Here is a 14,538-nt window from a genome sequence, read left to right on the forward strand (position 1 = left end):
TGATCGCTGGATCAAAGCGACTTCAGGAAGGCTTCGATATCGGCGGGGGAGCCGATCGAGGTCGTGGTCGCGTCCGGCAGAATGCGGCGGACGAGGCCAGTCAGCACTTTGCCGGCGCCAAGCTCGACGAAATGCGTGACGCCCATCTCGGCCATGGCCAGCACGCTTTCGCGCCAGCGCACCATGCCCGTCACCTGCTCCACCAGAAGCTTGCGGATTTCGGCCGGATCGGTCGCCTTGCCGGCGGAAATATTGGAAATGACCGGCACGACCGGCGCTTTCAGGGTCGCGGCGGCCAGAGCCTCGGCCATCGCGTCGGCGGCGGGTGCCATCAGCGCACAATGAAAGGGGGCGGAGACGGGCAGCAGCATGGCGCGCTTGATGCCCCGCGCCTTGGAGATTTCGACCGCGCGTTCGACGGCCGCCTTGTGGCCGGAAATCACGACCTGACCGCCGCCATTGTCATTGGCCGGCTGCACGACCTGCGTCTTGCCGGTCTCGGGGTCCAGCGCCGCTTCGGCGCAGATGCTGTTGGCCTGTTCCAGATCGGTGCCGAGCAGGGCGGCCATGGCGCCCTCGCCGGGCGGCACGGCGCGCTGCATGGCGCTGCCGCGCAGACGCAGCAGTTGCGCCGTCTCGGCCACCGACAGGCTGCCGGCCGCCGCCAGCGCGCTGTATTCGCCAAGCGAGTGGCCAGCCACCATCGCGGCTGCCTGGGTCAGCTGCACGCCACCGTCCTGTTCGATAACCCGCAGCACCGCGAGCGACATCGCCATCAGCGCCGGCTGGGTGTTCTCGGTCATGGTCAGCTCATCGGCCGGCCCTTCGAACATCAGCTTGGAGAGGCGCTGCTTCAGGGTCTCATCGACCTCGGCGAGCACGTCACGGGCTGTGGTGAAGGCGGCCGTCAGATCCTGAGCCATGCCAACGAACTGGCTTCCCTGTCCGGGGAAGATGAATGCGCGAACGGCCATGGACTGTCCTTGAGGTGTGGGCCCCAGAGGGGGGCCGACGGAGATCAGCTTACGCCAGGATGATCGGCCGACGACGGCGCTGTAATGCGGCGGGGGGTTAGCCCGGTGTGTAACGCCGAGTCAATCTTCGTGAGCCGGTGGCGTCAAGCTGACCATAGGGTGACGCGCAATTGTCACCCCTTCCAACCGCCGAGTTTGCAGATATAGGCCCAATGTTCCGCGCTGACCGGGGCGACTGACAGGCGTGACAGACGGACGAGCGCGAGATCGGCCAAAGCCGGATCGGCCTTGATCGTCGCCAGCGAGACAGGACGCGGCATCGGCCCGACCGCTTCCATATCGACCGCCACCCAGTCGCCGGATTCTGCCGTCTTGTCCGGATAGTATTCGCGCGCAATTCGCACGATTCCAACGATCTCGCGTCCAATATTGGAGTGATAGAAGAACGCGAAATCGCCGGTCTTCATTGCCTTGAGATTGTTTTTTGCCTGATGGCTCCGCACGCCGGACCAGGGTTCGACCCGATTCTCGACCTGCTGGTCCCAGCTGAAGGCATCGGGCTCGCTTTTGATCAGCCAATAGGCGGTCATGGCCCCTGATCCTAGCCGACCCGCTGGCGATCTTTATAGACGGCCCGATAGGGCGTCACGGTCACGATCTGGAACAGACCGGCGGCGGCATAGGGGTCTTGCGCCGCGATTGCCTCAGCCGCCGCCTGGCTTTCGGCTTCGATGACGATCAGGCTGCCGATCGACTTGCCTTCGGCGTTCAGAAGCGGTCCGGCGATGACGAGTTGCGACACGAACCCGTCCAGATAGGCGAGATGCGTGTCCCGCGTCGCGGCGCGCAAAGCAAAGCTGTCGGGCTTGTCGAGATTATTGATGGCGAAAAGCATGGCCTGATCTGTCTCCTGTCTGGCGCATGCCAGTGTAGACGAGCTGATTACGGCTTCAAACCCGCGCCACGCTTCGCTATAGCGAGCCCGTGGACGCATTCAGCACATCGCTGCCCCGGACGCCGACGGCGCCAGGGGGCGGCAGCCTGCACCGCTTCGCCAATCCTGGCCAATTCCTGCGGCTTTCGGGCCGCATTTTGCCTTGGCTTGTGCCGATCGCCATCATCGTCACCGCCATCGGCCTGGTCTGGGGTTTTTTCTTCTCCCCGCCGGACTGGCAGCAGGGCGACACCGTCCGCATCATGTATGTGCATGTGCCCTCGGCCTGGCTCGCCTCTATGGGCTATGCCTCTCTGGGCCTTTGCGGTCTTCTGTCCATCGTCTGGCGCCATCCGCTGGCCGACCTGGCGGCCATGGAGATCGGCCCGGTCGGCGCGGTCTTCACCGCCGTTTGCCTGATCACCGGCAGCCTTTGGGGCAAGCCGACCTGGGGCGCCTGGTGGGTCTGGGACGCGCGGCTGACCTCTGTTTTGGTGCTGTTTTTTCTTTATCTCGGCCATATCGCGCTGATCCGCGCCTTCGATAACGAGCAGCGCGGCTTTCGCGCGGCGGCTATTCTGGCGCTGGTCGGGCTGGTCAATCTGCCCATCATCAAATTCAGCGTCGACTGGTGGAACACCCTGCACCAGCCGGACAGCATTCATATTTTCAGCCAGACGACGATGCCGGCCGCGATGCTGGACCCGCTGCTTGTCTCCGCACTCGGCTTCACGCTGCTGTTCGCGGCCATCGTCATCGCCCGGTTGCGCTCAGCCGTCATGGAACGCCGCATTCGCAGCCTGCTCTCCGCCCGTGCGCGATCGGCCGAGGAAAAAGCCACGGCATGACCGACGCGCCCTATATCATCGCCTCCTACGCCATCGTTCTGGTCGCGACCTTGGCCATGGGCCTGGCCGCCTGGATGCGCCATGCCAGCGCCCGGCGCCGTCTGGCGGCGGTTGAGGCGGCATCGCCCCGCGCCCGGCGTCGCGCCCGATGATGACGCGGAAGCGCCGCCGGCTTTGGCTTGTCGGCATCTGTCTGATTGCTTTTGGTAGCGCAACCGCGCTGACCCTGTCTGCGTTTTCCGGCGATATCGTCTATTTCATGCTGCCGGGCACGGTGCTGGCGAAGCATCCCGCGCCGGGCCGGGTTTTCCGTCTCGGCGGCCTCGTCGCACAGAACACGCTGCATGACCGGACGATCGACGGTCAGCCCGGTGTCGTCTTCGGCGTCACGGACGGCGCGGGCCATGTTGTCTCCGCCGAATTCGCGGGGCCCTTGCCCGATCTGTTCCGGGAGGGCCAGGGCATCGTCGCCGTGGGCTCGATGACCGCAGGCGGCATCTTCCACGCGACCGAGGTTCTGGCGAAGCATAGCGCGAGCTATATGCCGCCTGACGTCGAGGCCGCGCTGAAGAAGGATGGGTTATGGAATCCGGCCACCGGCAAGCCGCCGCCGGCAGCGGCCTTCAACGGCCTGGGCCAGATTTTAGCTGCCAAGGCGACCAGTGACTAAGGCTTATGCAAGATGATTCCTGAACTCGGCCATTTTGCCATTGCGCTGGCTACCGTCATCGCGCTTGCGCAGGGTATCGTCTCGATCTGGGGTGCGCATCGCGGCGATGCCCGTTTCATCGCCGCCGCGCCAGCGCTGGCATTGTCCCAGGCCCTGGCCGTGCTCTTCGCCTTTCTGGCGCTGGTCTGGTCGGGCATCGTCTCGGATTTCTCCGTCATCAATGTCGCGGAATATTCCAGCGCGCGGACGCCGCTTTTGTACAAAATCACCGGCACCTGGGGCAATCATGAGGGCTCAATCCTTCTCTGGTGTTTGATTTTGTCCGTGTGCGGCGCGGCGGTGGCCGGTTTCGGGCGAAATCTGCCCTCTGCCTTGCGGGCGCGGGTTATCGGCGTACTGGGCCTGGTCGCCTGCGGGTTCCTGCTGTTCACCTTGACGGCTTCCGATCCGCTCGGCCGCATCTGGCCGCCGCCGTCCGAGGGCCAGGGCGTCAATCCGCTGTTGCAGGATCCCGGCCTCGCCTTCCATCCACCCATTCTCTACTGCGGCTATGTCGGTTTCGCGGTCGCCTTCGCCTTCGCCGTCGCTTCCCTGCTGGAAGGCCGGGTCGACGCTGCCTGGGGCCGCTGGGTGCGCCCCTGGACGCTCGGTGCCTGGTGCCTGCTCACAGGCGGCATCGCGCTCGGCTCCTGGTGGAGCTATTACGAGCTGGGCTGGGGTGGCTATTGGTTCTGGGATCCGGTCGAGAACGCTTCCCTTCTGCCCTGGCTGACCGGCACGGCGCTGCTGCATTCCGCCATTGTCGTGGAAAAGCGCGAGGCGCTGAAGATCTGGTCGGTGCTGCTGGCCATCACCACGTTCTCGCTCAGTCTCGCCGGCACCTTCATGGTGCGGTCGGGCCTGCTCAATTCCGTCCATGCCTTCGCCAATGACCCGACGCGCGGCATCTTCATCCTGGTCTTGCTCGGCCTCGTCATCGGCGGGTCGCTGCTGCTGTTCGCCTGGCGCGCGCCGGTCTTGCAGCCGGCCGGGCTTTTCGCGCCGCTGTCGCGCGAAGGCGCGCTGGTGCTGAACAATATCCTGCTCTGCTCCATCATGGCGGTGGTTCTGGCCGGGACCATGTATCCGCCCTTCGTGCAGCTGATCTTCGATCAGCAGATCAGCGTCGGGCCGCCCTTCTTCATCTCGACCGTGGTGCCGCTGGCGGCACCCTTGATGGCGGCGATGGGTCTCGGCCCCGTTCTGTCCTGGAAACGCGCCGCCGTGGCGCCCGCCCTGCTGCGGCTGTGGTGGGCGGCGCTGGCGTCTCTGATCGTCGTGCTGGTCGGGTTTTACGGCCGGCTCGGCTGGGCGGCGGTGGGCTTCGGCGCGGCGCTTTGGATGGTGCTCTCGGCCCTGGCCGAAATCGCCGAGCGCTCGCAGCTGTTCCGCCTGCCGATCGGCACCGCCTGGGCGCGGTTGCGCGGCCTGCCGCGCGCCAGCTACGGCGCGGCCGTCGCCCATGCCGGCCTGGGCGTGGCCGTGGCGGGCATGGTCGGCATGACGCTCGCCAGCCACAGCATCATCCTCATGCATCCGGGCGACACCACGAAGGTCGGTCGCTACGACTGGCATCTTGTCTCATTGACCGATGGCCGCGGCAGCGACTTCACCTCCCGCATTGCCACGGTCGCCGTCACAAACGCGCGGAGCGGCGCGCCGGTGGCGACGCTGCGTCCCGCACGCCGCACCTTTCCCCTGCAACAGCAGACGACGACCGACGTGTCCATTAAGACGAACGGGTTCCGCGATCTCTATGTGGCGCTGGGCGATGAGCGGGACGGCGGTATCGTGCTGCGGATTAACGTGAACCCTCTGGCGCCGTGGATCTGGCTCGGCGCGTTGATCATGGCCTTCGGTGGCGGCCTTTCTCTCTCTGACCGGCGGTTGCGCATCGGCGCGCCGGTGCGGTTCGTCCGGCGCCAGCGCACGACCGCCGTGAAGGTGGCAGCGGAATGAGCGCGCAGATGTCCCAGAAATCCATGCTCGGCCGGCGCGTTATGCTTGGTGCGCCCTTGGTTGTGCTCGCGGCCGCCGGTGGCGGCTGGGCGCTGATGCTGCGGCGGATGGCGGGCGGCAATTTCGACCCGCATAGCCTGCCGAGCCAGCTGATCGGCAAGAAGGTGCCGGATTTCGATCTGCCCGGCCTGAACGGCGGCGCCGGCATCACGGGCGCCGAGTTGCAGAAGCCCGGCCGGACGATGCTGGTAAACTTCTTCGCCTCCTGGTGCATTCCCTGCCTGGAAGATGCGCCCATGCTGAACCAGCTCGCAAAAACCGGCCTGCCGATCTGGGGCATCACCTACAAGGACAAGCCGGCCGATACGGAGCAATTCCTCAGCCAGCACGGCAACCCCTTCGGCCGCATCGCGGTCGACCTGCCCGGCCGAGTCGCCATCAATTGGGGCCTCTATGGCGTGCCGGAAACCTATCTGATCGACGCATCCGGCATTGTTCATTGGCGCTATGCCGGCGCGCTGACGCAGCGCGTCATCGACGAGGATCTGACCCCGCTGCTGCATCGGTTGGGCGCATGAGGCGGCTCTGCTTCGCCGCTGGGCTGGCCATCCTTCTCCTTCAGGTGGCGCCCGCTTTCGCGGTCAGCGACCCGAGCGAACTGCTGGCCAATCCGGCGCTGGAAGCACGGGCGGAAGCCATTGGCAGTCATCTGCGCTGCCTTGTCTGCCAGAACGAAAGCATCGAGGCGAGTGACGCCGGTCTGGCAAAGGATATCCGCGCCATCATCCGCCAGCAGGTGGTGGCAGGGCGCAGCGACAAGCAGATCACAGCCTATATGGTGCAGCGCTACGGCACCTTCATTCTGCTGCGGCCGCCGTTCGAGCCGCTGACGGTGCTGCTCTGGGGCAGCCCGGTCATCGCCCTGCTGCTGGGGGCGGCCATCGCCTTTTTTGCCTTCCGCCGTCAGCGGCGCGAAGCGGCCGCATCGGCCCCGATACCCTTGTCGCCCGACGAACAGGCGAAGCTTGAGGCATTGCTCCGCTCATGATCTGGCTCAGCTTCGCAATTCTCTCCCTGGTCATCCTGTCGCCGGTCATCTGGGCGCAGCGCGGCGGTATCATGCGCGGGCGGCGGGAAAGCGCGCTGGCGCTGTATCGCGCGCAGCTGCGCGATGTCGCCGAGGACGCCGCGCGAGGCCGTTTCCAGCCGCGCGAGGAGGCCGAGGCGAAGCTTGAGATCGAGCGCCGCCTGCTGGCCGCCGGCAGTCTGGCGGAGGAGACCGTCACCGGCCGCACCGGCTTTAGCTGCCGTCTGGCACTGCTGGTTTTGGTGATTCCGGTTCTGGCGCTGGCGCTGTATCTGCCGCAGGGCGCACCTTTGCTGCCGGCGGCGCCGCTGGCGCCGCGCATCCAGGCGGCGCAGGCGCAGATGATGCAGGATCGCGCCATGCTGGCGATGTTGCAGACCAAAATCGCGACGCTGGATCCGAAAAGCGATCAGGCGCGGCAGGGCTATATCCTGCTCGGCAATCTGGAGGCCAATCTGGGCGATGCGATGGCCGCCGCCGATGCCTGGGGCCGCGCCCTGGCTATCCGTTACGATCCCAAACTCGCGAAGATGGAAGCCATGGCCAAGGCGGTCGTGCAGAAATCTGCCCAGGCGGCATCGGCATCCAACCCTTAGAGCGTTTCTAGTTGTCACTGAAACGGCGTCATTCCCGCGAAGGCGGGAATCTTCGTTCTTTGGCACTGCGACAAGGCTTAGAAGATGCCCGCTTTCGCGGGCATGACGGTTGGGGATGCGCGTTCAGGGGGGGGTTGGAATCCTTGCCTCACCGCTGGCAAATCATTCGGTATCGCTGCTCAGCGCGCCGGATGATCCCCGCCGCTGCGGCGAAATATCCAAATCATTGCGCTGCTCACAAAACAGCCAGACCTTGCCAGCGGCTTCGGTCGGTCTATGTCCTGTCTCATGACCCAGTCAGACCCCAAACCCGTTCCGCAGGATAACCCTCCGCCGCCGCAGGATACGCCGCCGGTGGACCCCAAGGCCGCCATGCCGAAAGAGTTCGGCGGACCGGCCGGGCCCGAGCCGACGCGCTTCGGCGACTGGGAAAAGAACGGCCGTTGTAGCGATTTCTGAGGGCCGTCAGGCGACCGCGGCGGTCTCGGCTTCCGCGTCCTTCAGCCAGATCGGGTTCTTCAGCCGCTGGATGAAGGCGGCGTGACGCTCCGCTTCCTCCGCGCCGACCAGAATGGGCCGCGACACGCGCCCGTCCTTTGCCTCATATTGAGCGATCTGGCCGCCGCTCTCATCGACCGCGAGGGACAGGCCGCGCTGGCGTCCGCCGGTCAGTTCGACATAGACCTCGGCCAGCAGCTTGCAGTCGAGCAGCGCGTTATGGGACGTGCGCTCGGACAGGTCGATGGCGAAGCGCCGGCACAGCGCGTCCAGGCTGTTCGGCATGCCCGGAAAGCGCAGCTTGGCCATGGCCAGGGTATCGACCATCCGATGCGCGCCCAGCGCCGGCAGACCGCACAGCGTCAGTTCGGCATTGAGAAAGCGGAAGTCGAAGGGCGCGTTATGGGCGACAAGCATTTCGTCCGCGCCCATGAAGGCCAGCATCTCTTCCGCGATCAGCTTGAAAACCTTGGCGTCCTTCAGATGCTCCAGCGTCATGCCGTGAATGCGGCTCGCGTCCTCCGGGATGTCGCGTTCGGGGTGGATGAGCCGGTGGAAGGTCACGCCCGTCGGCAGATCGTTGATAAGTTCCAGCGCCGCCACTTCAATGACGCGATGGCCGTCGCGCGGGTCCAGGCCCGTGGTCTCGGTATCGAAAAGGACTGAGCGGATCATCTCCGAAGCTCCTGAATAAGCCGGGCGATCCGGGCTTGGGCGTGGCGGCGGGACAGACCGGTGCGGACCAGCACATCGGCCCGCCGCCTTTTTTCCGAATCGGGCATCTGCCGCGCGATGATGGCCGCGATCTCGGCCTCCGTCATCCGTCCTCGACGGCGCAGGCGGGATTTCTGGTTTGCGGTGGAGGTCGAGACGACCAGGATCAGGTCGATATCCGCATTGCCGCCGGTTTCTAACAGAAGCGGAATATCCAGCACCACGATCCGCGCGCCCTGACGTCGCCAGCGCGCGAGGAAGGCGCGGCGGGCGTCGCGCACCAGCGGATGGATGATCCGTTCCAGGACGCGCCAGCCGGCCGGGTCCGCCATCAGCCGGGCCCGCAGCAGACGGCGGTCGACAGCGCCGTCACGGATGGTGCCGGGGAAAGCGGCTGCGATGGCCGGCACGGCAGCGCCCCCGCGCGCCTGCAGGCGATGCACTTCGACATCGGCATCGAACATCGGAATATGGGCGCGCTGGAACTGTCGGGCGGCGGTCGATTTGCCCATGCCGATGCCGCCGGTGAGGCCGATAACCTTCAAGCTGCGGCCGTCCTTGAGCTAGCGTCGGCGGCTGTTCTTATGGGCGGCGGGGCAGCAGGTCGCCAGCGACGAAGTCATACAGCGCGTCATCGACGACCGGCGTCACGCCGAACCAGGCCGTGAAGCCGGGAACGGCCTGATGCAGCAGCATGCCGAGGCCGGGGGCCGTCTTCAAGCCGCGTGTTTTCGCGTCCGTGATCAGCGGTGTTTCCAGCGGCACATAGACGATGTCGGAAATGGCGGTGGTTGGCGCGGCGCGGGTCAGGTCGAGCATCAGGTCGCCGTGGCCGGTCATGCCGAGCGAGGTCGTATTGACGATCAGCGCATGATCGCCGAGAGCCGCGTCGCGGGCGTCCCAGGCGATGGTGCGGCAGCCCGGCAGGGCCACCGCCAGGGCTTCCGCCCGTTCGGCCGTGCGGTTGGTCAGGGTTACGGCCACGCCGAGGGCGCGAAGTGCTGCCGCGATGGCCCGTGCGGCCCCACCCGCACCCAGCAGCAAGGCAGGCCCCGCCGCCGGATCGATACCGTGCTGCCGCAGATTTTCCAGAAAGCCGATTCCGTCCGTATTGCGTCCGGTGATGCGCCCGTCTTGGAAGACCAGCGTATTCACCGCGCCTGCGGCATGGGCGAAGGGGTCGACCGTATCGCAGACCGCGAAGGCCGCTTCCTTATGGGGAATCGTGACATTGGCGCCGGCGAAACCGGCCGCCACCAGGCCGCGCACGGCGGTCTGGAAATCCTCCGGCCGTACCGGCAGCGGCAGATAGGCGCCGTCGATACTGTGCCGGTTCAGCCAGAAGCCGTGCAGACGGGGTGAGCGGGAATGCGCGACCGGCCAGCCGATGACGCCGGCCAGCCGCGCTTGTCCTGAGAGGATCGCCATGAGCGGATGCAGCGCTCCCGGTCAGTCAGCGTGATCAGGCGTTGCCGGCCGGGGTCGCGGCGGCGGTGGCCTGGGCACGGCGATGCTGCCACAGCGCCAGGAAGTCGATCGGCCCCAGCAGAACGGGCGGGAAGCCGCCGTCGCGCGTCACATCGGCCAGGATATTGCGGGCGAAGGGGAACAGCAGGCGCGGGCCTTCCACCATCAGCACCGGCTCGACCTGATTGTCCGGAATGCCATTCAGCGTGAAGATGCCGGCATAGGAAAGTTCGGCCAGGAAGACGATCGGGCCGCCGTCGGCGACACCCGGCACGGCCGGCATATCGGCGGGCTTGGTGGCTTCCACGCGGGCGACCAGGGTCACTTCAAAGACCAGCTGGTCTTCGGCCAGACGCTTCACCTGCACGTCCAGATTGACGGCGACCTGCGGGGCGGAGCGCAGGACCGAGTAGATCGCGGGCGCGCCGGGCACTTCGAAGGAGAGATCCTTCACATATTGGGCATTGACCACCAAGGGGGCGGCAACGGGCTGGTTGGCGGCTGCTTCGGGAGCTTGCTGAGACATGGTTTTCTCTCTTGGTCAGGTCTGTGCTGCCCTAGCATCGGGCTGCGTCACGCGCCAGGGTGGGCGCGCTCAAACGGCATGTGAAACGATCGGTGCGACTTCACATCATCTGGCGGTGCCGGCCCCGGCATCGGGTTCGATGACAACCCACTCGCAATTGGTCACGCTGCGCCCGGTCATGGCGAGAATGAACCCCCAATGGCTGACCACCAGGGTCTCCGCGTGATCCGCGCGCGCGGCCATTTCGACGTGAAACTGCTCCGCGCGCCCCAGCGTCGCGCGCTCGCTCTCGGTTTCCGCCGGCCACCAGACATCCGGAACCTGGCCGAAATCATGCTCGGGCCAGGCTGTGGTGAGGTGAGAGACCGGCCGGCCGATATCGCAGGAATAGGCATAGCGTTCCCGCACCAAGGGGGAGATTTCGACCGGCAGGCCGAAGTGGCGCGCGAAGGGTGCGGCCGTCTGCATGGTGCGGGTATAGGGAGAGGCGATGATGCGGGTAATGCGCAGCCCGCCTAGGTCTTTGGCGGCGCTTTCCGCCTGCTCCACGCCCAGCGGCGTCAGCGGCGCATCCACGATACCAGGGTCGATACCGGTGGCCGCAAACCGGATGTTGAATTCACTTTGGCCATGGCGGATCAGAATCATGTTAACCTTATAGACGTCTTGAAGCCTGGAGACGCGAGGCGCTGTCGTGCCGTCGCTTGAACCGGTCTTTATCTGATGAAGCGAGAACGAGGTTTAGATTTAAGCTGAGCGAATCTCACATCATTGCGCTGTAGCGACCCGGACCATCCGGGCAGCCGGGAAGGCTGGACTTCTGTTCATATGCGCTTGGTTGCGGTGCAACGGGCAGCGGCCTATGTCTTCCTCCATTGGCATGGGTGCGGTCGTTGGGCCACACTCCAAGGTTGGGGTTTCATGAATTTTTCCGGTGGGTTTCCGGTCGATCTGATTTTGTTCGGCTTGATCGCGGCCTTTTTGGTCCTGCGGCTGAGGAGCATTCTTGGCCGCCGCACCGGCTTCGAGGGACGTGCCCGCCCGGCGGCACCAGCGGGACCGCGTCCCAATGCGGCCCCGCGTGACGCGCGCGGCCCGGTGATCGACGGACGGGCCGAGCCCGCGCCGCCGCGCCCGGTGCGCCCCTTGCCGGACCTCAATTCGCCCCTGGGCGAGCAGTTACGCCGCCTGCGTGGCGTCGATACCGGTTTCGATGCCGCCCGCTTTCTGGAAGCGGCCGAGAATACCTTCCGCACCATCGTCGCGGCTTTCGCGGCCGGTGACCGCGTGACGCTGCGCTCCCTGCTGACGGATGAGACCTATCGTGCCTTCGAGACGGCCATCGCCGCGCGGGAGACAGCAGGGGACACCCAGCGCACCGAGATCAAGGACATCACCACTGCTGCCATCGTCGCGGTGGAGCTGACGGGGACGGTCGCCGATATCACACTGCGCTTCGTCTCAGATCAGGTGAATCTGACGACGAACAAGGAAGGCCAGCCCATTGCCGGTGCCGACGCGCTGACCGAGATCACCGATCTTTGGACCTTCGAGCGCGATCTTTCGATGCGCGACCAGACCTGGCGCCTGGCCGCCGCCCGTAGCGCTTGAGGTTTTAGAACTTGAGGGTTCCGGTGCGGCGGATGAGACGAATGCGGGCGGCGCTGGCCAGTGTCTGTCTGGCCGGTGTTTCGCTGGCGGCCCTCGCAGGCTGCGCGGTTCCGACCGGCGCGACCGAGGGGCCAGCCACCCTGCAACCCGTCGCCATGGGGCAATTGCCCGGATGGCCCGCCGCCAAGCCGGCCGAGGCCTTGGCCGCCTTTGTCTCCAGCTGCCAGCGCATTCAGTATTTCCCGCCCGATCAGGCTTTGGGCGGATCGGGGATTGCGGCCCAGCTCGGCGGCAAGGCCGCCCTTTGGGGTGGCGTCTGCTCGGCCGCCAAAAGCGTGCCGCCGGCGGATAATTCCGGCGCCCGGACCTTCTTCCAGACCTATTTCCAGCCCTATCTGGTGACGCAGGGCGGCAGTTCCGCCGCCAAGATCACCGGCTATTACGAGCCGGAAGTGAAGGGCTCGGCGACGCAGGACGCGACAAACCAGACGCCTTTGCTGGGCCTGCCGTCCGACCTGGTGACCATCGATCTCGGCGCCTTCGATCCGGCCAAGGCTGGCCATATCGCCATCGGTCGTCTCAGCGGCAGTCAGGTCGTGCCTTATTACGATCGTTTCCAGATCGAAAACGGCGCGCTGAACCCCAATGATCTCGCGGTCGCTTGGGTCGCTGACCCGGTCGATGCGTTTTTTCTGCAAATCGAGGGCTCGGGCCGCATCGATCTGCCGGACGGCAGCATCATGCGCGTGACCTATGCCGGCAAGAACGGCCGCCCCTATGTGCCGATCGGCCGTATTCTGGTGCAGGAGAAGCTGCTGGCGGCGAATGACGTGACGGAGCAGAGCATCCGCGCCTGGCTGGAAGCCCACCCGGAACGCGCCCGCGCGATCATGGACAGCAATCCATCCTACGTCTTCTTTCGCACCGCCCCGCAATTGCCGGATGCCGCCGGGCCGCCGGGTGCGCTCGGTGTCAGCCTGACGCCGGGCAGTTCCATCGCCATCGACCGCCGCTATCTGCCGCTGGGCGCGCCGGTCTGGATGGTGACGACCGACCCTGTCACCCACGCGCCGCTGGAGCAGATGACGGTGGCGCAGGATCTGGGCTCGGCCATTACCGGACCGCTGCGCGCCGACCTGTTCTTCGGGTCGGGGGCGCAGGCGTCCGTCGGTGCCGGTGCGATGAACGCGACCGGGCAGCTTTATGTGCTGCTGCCACGCCCCTTGGCTTCCTCGGACTCGACGGCGACGCCGTCTTCCTGAGAGGCGGTTTCGCCGGTGGCGAGCGGCGGTTCGTCGAGGGCAGGAACCTGCGTCGGCGCGGCGCGGCCCGGGATGAAGGCGCTTTCCGTCTCGACGCCGGCGCGGCGGCGCATGCGGAACAGCGTGAAGCCTGACAGCACCGCCAGGAACAGCGCCAGGAAATAGAACAGCGCATTGGCGCCGGCATGGGTCATGACGACACCGGCCAGCAGCGGCCCGGCGCTGGCACCGACCGCCCAGGCGAAGAGCAGCCCACCGCTGGCCGCCACGTAATCCGACCGCGCGACACGGTCATTGGTCTGCCCGGCGCCGAGGCCATACAGCGGGGCGGTCACGCCGGCCAGCACGGCGCCCAGCGCGACCAGAACCCAGAAGGCCGAGCTGCCGAGCAGCGCGAAAAGCAGGCTGACGAGCACGGCCAGGCCCAGCGCCACGACGGTAATCGGCCGCCGGCCGTAGCGGTCTGCCGCCATGCCGACCGGATATTGCACCAGCAGGGCGGCGATCAGCGAGGCCGAGAGGAAGGTCGGGATCTGGCTCGCGGAAAAGCCGTGCCGCTCCAGATAGACCGGTGCCAGCGTATAGAAGGATCCGTTGACGAAGCCCGAGGACAGCACGCAGGTCGTGCCCATGGGGGAGATATTGAACAGCCGCATCAGGCCGATGCGTTTGCGCTCGCCCAGGGGCGGGTTGGAAACGGGGGTCAGCGCCATCGGCAGCAGGGCCGTTGCGAAGCCAACGCCGACCAGGATCAGCGAGCGGTCGGCGGTCTTCAGGCAGGCATAGGCCAGCGGCCCCAAAGCCGCGCCGCCCCAGGAGATCAGCAGATAAGCGCCGAAGGTGCGTCCGCGCGTCGCGTTATCCGTCTTGTCGTTCAGCCAGCTTTCCGCGACCAGGAACATGCCGGACATCTGCCAGCCCATGACCAGGCGCAGCGCCGTCCAGAGCATGGGGTCATGCGTCAGCGTCATCAGCAGCGCGCAATCGGCCGACAGCGCCAGGAAAACCGCGAAGGCGCGGATATGGCCCACTGCCCGCACCAGCCGCGCGCAGGTCAGCGTGCCGATCAGGAAGCCCACGAAATAGCCCGAGCCGACGAGGCCGATGGCATTGGCTTTCAGGCCATGCGCGGCGAGGTCGATGGGAATGAGCGTCGTCATCATCCCGAGCGCGACTTCCGCGATCAGGACACCGAGCAGGACGGGCACGATGGAGGCAAAACGGGCGGGCAAAAGCGGCTCCTGCGGCAGCGGACGGACAAGGCAAATGACGCCGGGATCGTGTCGGGCTTGCGGCAGAAATTTCTGTGACACTGCGGCCTTTCTGCAAAGGCCCTATGCATGGATGGGGCGG

19 protein-coding genes are annotated in these 14,538 nt (G+C 66.1%); 10 read left to right on the forward strand and 9 right to left on the reverse strand.

What is annotated here, in order from left to right:
• Positions 1 to 11: 11 nt before the first annotated feature.
• The 3 genes from fabD to ASILVAE211_RS01825 all read right to left on the reverse strand — a co-directional run bounded on the left by fabD (position 12) and on the right by ASILVAE211_RS01825 (position 1,869).
• Positions 12 to 974, reverse strand: a complete 963-nt coding sequence (fabD, locus tag ASILVAE211_RS01815) for an ACP S-malonyltransferase (protein WP_227319567.1) — start codon at positions 972 to 974, stop codon at positions 12 to 14.
• 173 nt (positions 975 to 1,147) lie between these two features.
• Complete coding sequence (locus ASILVAE211_RS01820; protein WP_227319568.1) at positions 1,148 to 1,564, reverse strand: EVE domain-containing protein; 417 nt, start codon at positions 1,562 to 1,564, stop codon at positions 1,148 to 1,150.
• An 11-nt stretch (positions 1,565 to 1,575) separates the two neighbouring features.
• On the reverse strand, positions 1,576 to 1,869 hold the full coding sequence (locus ASILVAE211_RS01825) for a YciI family protein (protein WP_227319569.1): 294 nt from the start codon (positions 1,867 to 1,869) through the stop codon (positions 1,576 to 1,578).
• A 110-nt stretch (positions 1,870 to 1,979) separates the two neighbouring features.
• Between ASILVAE211_RS01825 and ASILVAE211_RS01830 the strand changes: the two genes are divergently transcribed.
• The 8 genes from ASILVAE211_RS01830 (at position 1,980) to ASILVAE211_RS01865 (ending at position 7,566) form a co-directional block, all read left to right on the forward strand.
• Positions 1,980 to 2,756, forward strand: a complete 777-nt coding sequence (locus ASILVAE211_RS01830; protein ID WP_264478673.1) for a heme ABC transporter permease — start codon at positions 1,980 to 1,982, stop codon at positions 2,754 to 2,756.
• Positions 2,753 to 2,908 carry a hypothetical protein gene (locus ASILVAE211_RS01835; protein WP_227319571.1) on the forward strand — a complete coding sequence of 52 codons (156 nt, stop codon included), beginning with the start codon at positions 2,753 to 2,755 and terminating at the stop codon, positions 2,906 to 2,908. The genes ASILVAE211_RS01830 and ASILVAE211_RS01835 overlap by 4 nt, the downstream gene beginning before the upstream one ends.
• On the forward strand, positions 2,908 to 3,426 hold the full coding sequence (ccmE, locus tag ASILVAE211_RS01840) for a cytochrome c maturation protein CcmE (protein WP_227320114.1): 519 nt from the start codon (positions 2,908 to 2,910) through the stop codon (positions 3,424 to 3,426). Before ASILVAE211_RS01835 ends, ccmE begins: the two co-directional genes overlap by 1 nt.
• A 12-nt stretch (positions 3,427 to 3,438) precedes the next feature.
• A complete protein-coding gene (locus ASILVAE211_RS01845; RefSeq protein WP_227319572.1) occupies positions 3,439 to 5,424 on the forward strand; it encodes a heme lyase CcmF/NrfE family subunit in 1,986 nt (661 codons plus the stop codon).
• An 8-nt stretch (positions 5,425 to 5,432) separates the two neighbouring features.
• Entirely contained in the window at positions 5,433 to 6,002 is a 570-nt protein-coding gene (locus tag ASILVAE211_RS01850) for a DsbE family thiol:disulfide interchange protein (protein WP_227319573.1), read from the forward strand.
• Positions 5,999 to 6,472 (forward strand): cytochrome c-type biogenesis protein, encoded by a 474-nt coding sequence (locus ASILVAE211_RS01855; RefSeq protein ID WP_227319574.1) that lies wholly within the window; start codon positions 5,999 to 6,001, stop codon positions 6,470 to 6,472. The genes ASILVAE211_RS01850 and ASILVAE211_RS01855 overlap by 4 nt, the downstream gene beginning before the upstream one ends.
• Positions 6,469 to 7,107: a c-type cytochrome biogenesis protein CcmI gene (gene ccmI, locus ASILVAE211_RS01860; protein WP_227319575.1), complete on the forward strand. Its 639-nt coding sequence runs from the start codon at positions 6,469 to 6,471 to the stop codon at positions 7,105 to 7,107. Before ASILVAE211_RS01855 ends, ccmI begins: the two co-directional genes overlap by 4 nt.
• A 288-nt stretch (positions 7,108 to 7,395) precedes the next feature.
• Positions 7,396 to 7,566: a DUF1674 domain-containing protein gene (locus ASILVAE211_RS01865; RefSeq protein WP_227319576.1), complete on the forward strand. Its 171-nt coding sequence runs from the start codon at positions 7,396 to 7,398 to the stop codon at positions 7,564 to 7,566.
• 6 nt (positions 7,567 to 7,572) lie between these two features.
• Here ASILVAE211_RS01865 and dnaQ read toward each other — a convergent pair whose 3' ends face one another.
• The 5 genes from dnaQ to ASILVAE211_RS01890 form a co-directional block, all read right to left on the reverse strand.
• Positions 7,573 to 8,280, reverse strand: coding sequence for a DNA polymerase III subunit epsilon (dnaQ, locus tag ASILVAE211_RS01870; RefSeq protein ID WP_227319577.1), 708 nt, complete (start codon positions 8,278 to 8,280; stop codon positions 7,573 to 7,575).
• A complete protein-coding gene (gene coaE, locus ASILVAE211_RS01875; RefSeq protein ID WP_227319578.1) occupies positions 8,277 to 8,864 on the reverse strand; it encodes a dephospho-CoA kinase in 588 nt (195 codons plus the stop codon). Before coaE ends, dnaQ begins: the two co-directional genes overlap by 4 nt.
• Positions 8,865 to 8,901: 37 nt before the next feature.
• Complete coding sequence (locus ASILVAE211_RS01880) at positions 8,902 to 9,747, reverse strand: shikimate dehydrogenase (protein ID WP_227319579.1); 846 nt, start codon at positions 9,745 to 9,747, stop codon at positions 8,902 to 8,904.
• Between the two features lie 34 nt (positions 9,748 to 9,781).
• Positions 9,782 to 10,312 (reverse strand): protein-export chaperone SecB, encoded by a 531-nt coding sequence (secB, locus tag ASILVAE211_RS01885; protein ID WP_227319580.1) that lies wholly within the window; start codon positions 10,310 to 10,312, stop codon positions 9,782 to 9,784.
• Positions 10,313 to 10,417: 105 nt separating this feature from the next.
• Entirely contained in the window at positions 10,418 to 10,960 is a 543-nt protein-coding gene (locus ASILVAE211_RS01890) for a histidine phosphatase family protein (protein ID WP_227319581.1), read from the reverse strand.
• Positions 10,961 to 11,233: 273 nt separating this feature from the next.
• Between ASILVAE211_RS01890 and ASILVAE211_RS01895 the strand changes: the two genes are divergently transcribed.
• The gene (locus ASILVAE211_RS01895) at positions 11,234 to 11,923 is read left to right on the forward strand and encodes a Tim44/TimA family putative adaptor protein (protein WP_227319582.1); all 690 of its coding nucleotides are present in this window, start codon (positions 11,234 to 11,236) and stop codon (positions 11,921 to 11,923) included.
• A 32-nt stretch (positions 11,924 to 11,955) separates the two neighbouring features.
• Entirely contained in the window at positions 11,956 to 13,185 is a 1,230-nt protein-coding gene (gene mltA / locus ASILVAE211_RS01900; protein WP_227319583.1) for a murein transglycosylase A, read from the forward strand.
• On the opposite strand, the gene ASILVAE211_RS01905 is transcribed toward mltA, so the two are convergent.
• Complete coding sequence (locus ASILVAE211_RS01905) at positions 13,125 to 14,498, reverse strand: MFS transporter (RefSeq protein WP_227319584.1); 1,374 nt, start codon at positions 14,496 to 14,498, stop codon at positions 13,125 to 13,127. The two genes, mltA and ASILVAE211_RS01905, sit on opposite strands and share 61 nt — an antisense overlap.
• Positions 14,499 to 14,538 lie beyond the last annotated feature (40 nt).

Origin of the sequence: Acidisoma silvae (assembly GCF_020618775.1) — a bacterium.
Classification (GTDB): domain Bacteria; phylum Pseudomonadota; class Alphaproteobacteria; order Acetobacterales; family Acetobacteraceae; genus Acidisoma; species Acidisoma silvae.

Bases quoted from the DNA above. Each gene is read 5' to 3' on its own strand.
- ASILVAE211_RS01895 (WP_227319582.1), top strand. From the start codon at position 11,234: ATGAATTTTTCCGGTGGGTTTCCGGTCGATCTGATTTTGTTCGGCTTG.
- ASILVAE211_RS01865 (WP_227319576.1), top strand. From the start codon at position 7,396: ATGACCCAGTCAGACCCCAAACCCGTTCCGCAGGATAACCCTCCGCCG.
- ASILVAE211_RS01845 (WP_227319572.1), top strand. From the start codon at position 3,439: ATGATTCCTGAACTCGGCCATTTTGCCATTGCGCTGGCTACCGTCATC.
- fabD (WP_227319567.1), bottom strand. From the start codon at position 974: ATGGCCGTTCGCGCATTCATCTTCCCCGGACAGGGAAGCCAGTTCGTT.
- dnaQ (WP_227319577.1), bottom strand. From the start codon at position 8,280: ATGATCCGCTCAGTCCTTTTCGATACCGAGACCACGGGCCTGGACCCG.
- ccmE (WP_227320114.1), top strand. From the start codon at position 2,908: ATGACGCGGAAGCGCCGCCGGCTTTGGCTTGTCGGCATCTGTCTGATT.
- ccmI (WP_227319575.1), top strand. From the start codon at position 6,469: ATGATCTGGCTCAGCTTCGCAATTCTCTCCCTGGTCATCCTGTCGCCG.
- ASILVAE211_RS01820 (WP_227319568.1), bottom strand. From the start codon at position 1,564: ATGACCGCCTATTGGCTGATCAAAAGCGAGCCCGATGCCTTCAGCTGG.
- ASILVAE211_RS01835 (WP_227319571.1), top strand. From the start codon at position 2,753: ATGACCGACGCGCCCTATATCATCGCCTCCTACGCCATCGTTCTGGTC.
- mltA (WP_227319583.1), top strand. From the start codon at position 11,956: ATGAGACGAATGCGGGCGGCGCTGGCCAGTGTCTGTCTGGCCGGTGTT.
- ASILVAE211_RS01855 (WP_227319574.1), top strand. From the start codon at position 5,999: ATGAGGCGGCTCTGCTTCGCCGCTGGGCTGGCCATCCTTCTCCTTCAG.
- ASILVAE211_RS01825 (WP_227319569.1), bottom strand. From the start codon at position 1,869: ATGCTTTTCGCCATCAATAATCTCGACAAGCCCGACAGCTTTGCTTTG.
- ASILVAE211_RS01850 (WP_227319573.1), top strand. From the start codon at position 5,433: ATGTCCCAGAAATCCATGCTCGGCCGGCGCGTTATGCTTGGTGCGCCC.
- ASILVAE211_RS01890 (WP_227319581.1), bottom strand. From the start codon at position 10,960: ATGATTCTGATCCGCCATGGCCAAAGTGAATTCAACATCCGGTTTGCG.
- secB (WP_227319580.1), bottom strand. From the start codon at position 10,312: ATGTCTCAGCAAGCTCCCGAAGCAGCCGCCAACCAGCCCGTTGCCGCC.
- ASILVAE211_RS01880 (WP_227319579.1), bottom strand. From the start codon at position 9,747: ATGGCGATCCTCTCAGGACAAGCGCGGCTGGCCGGCGTCATCGGCTGG.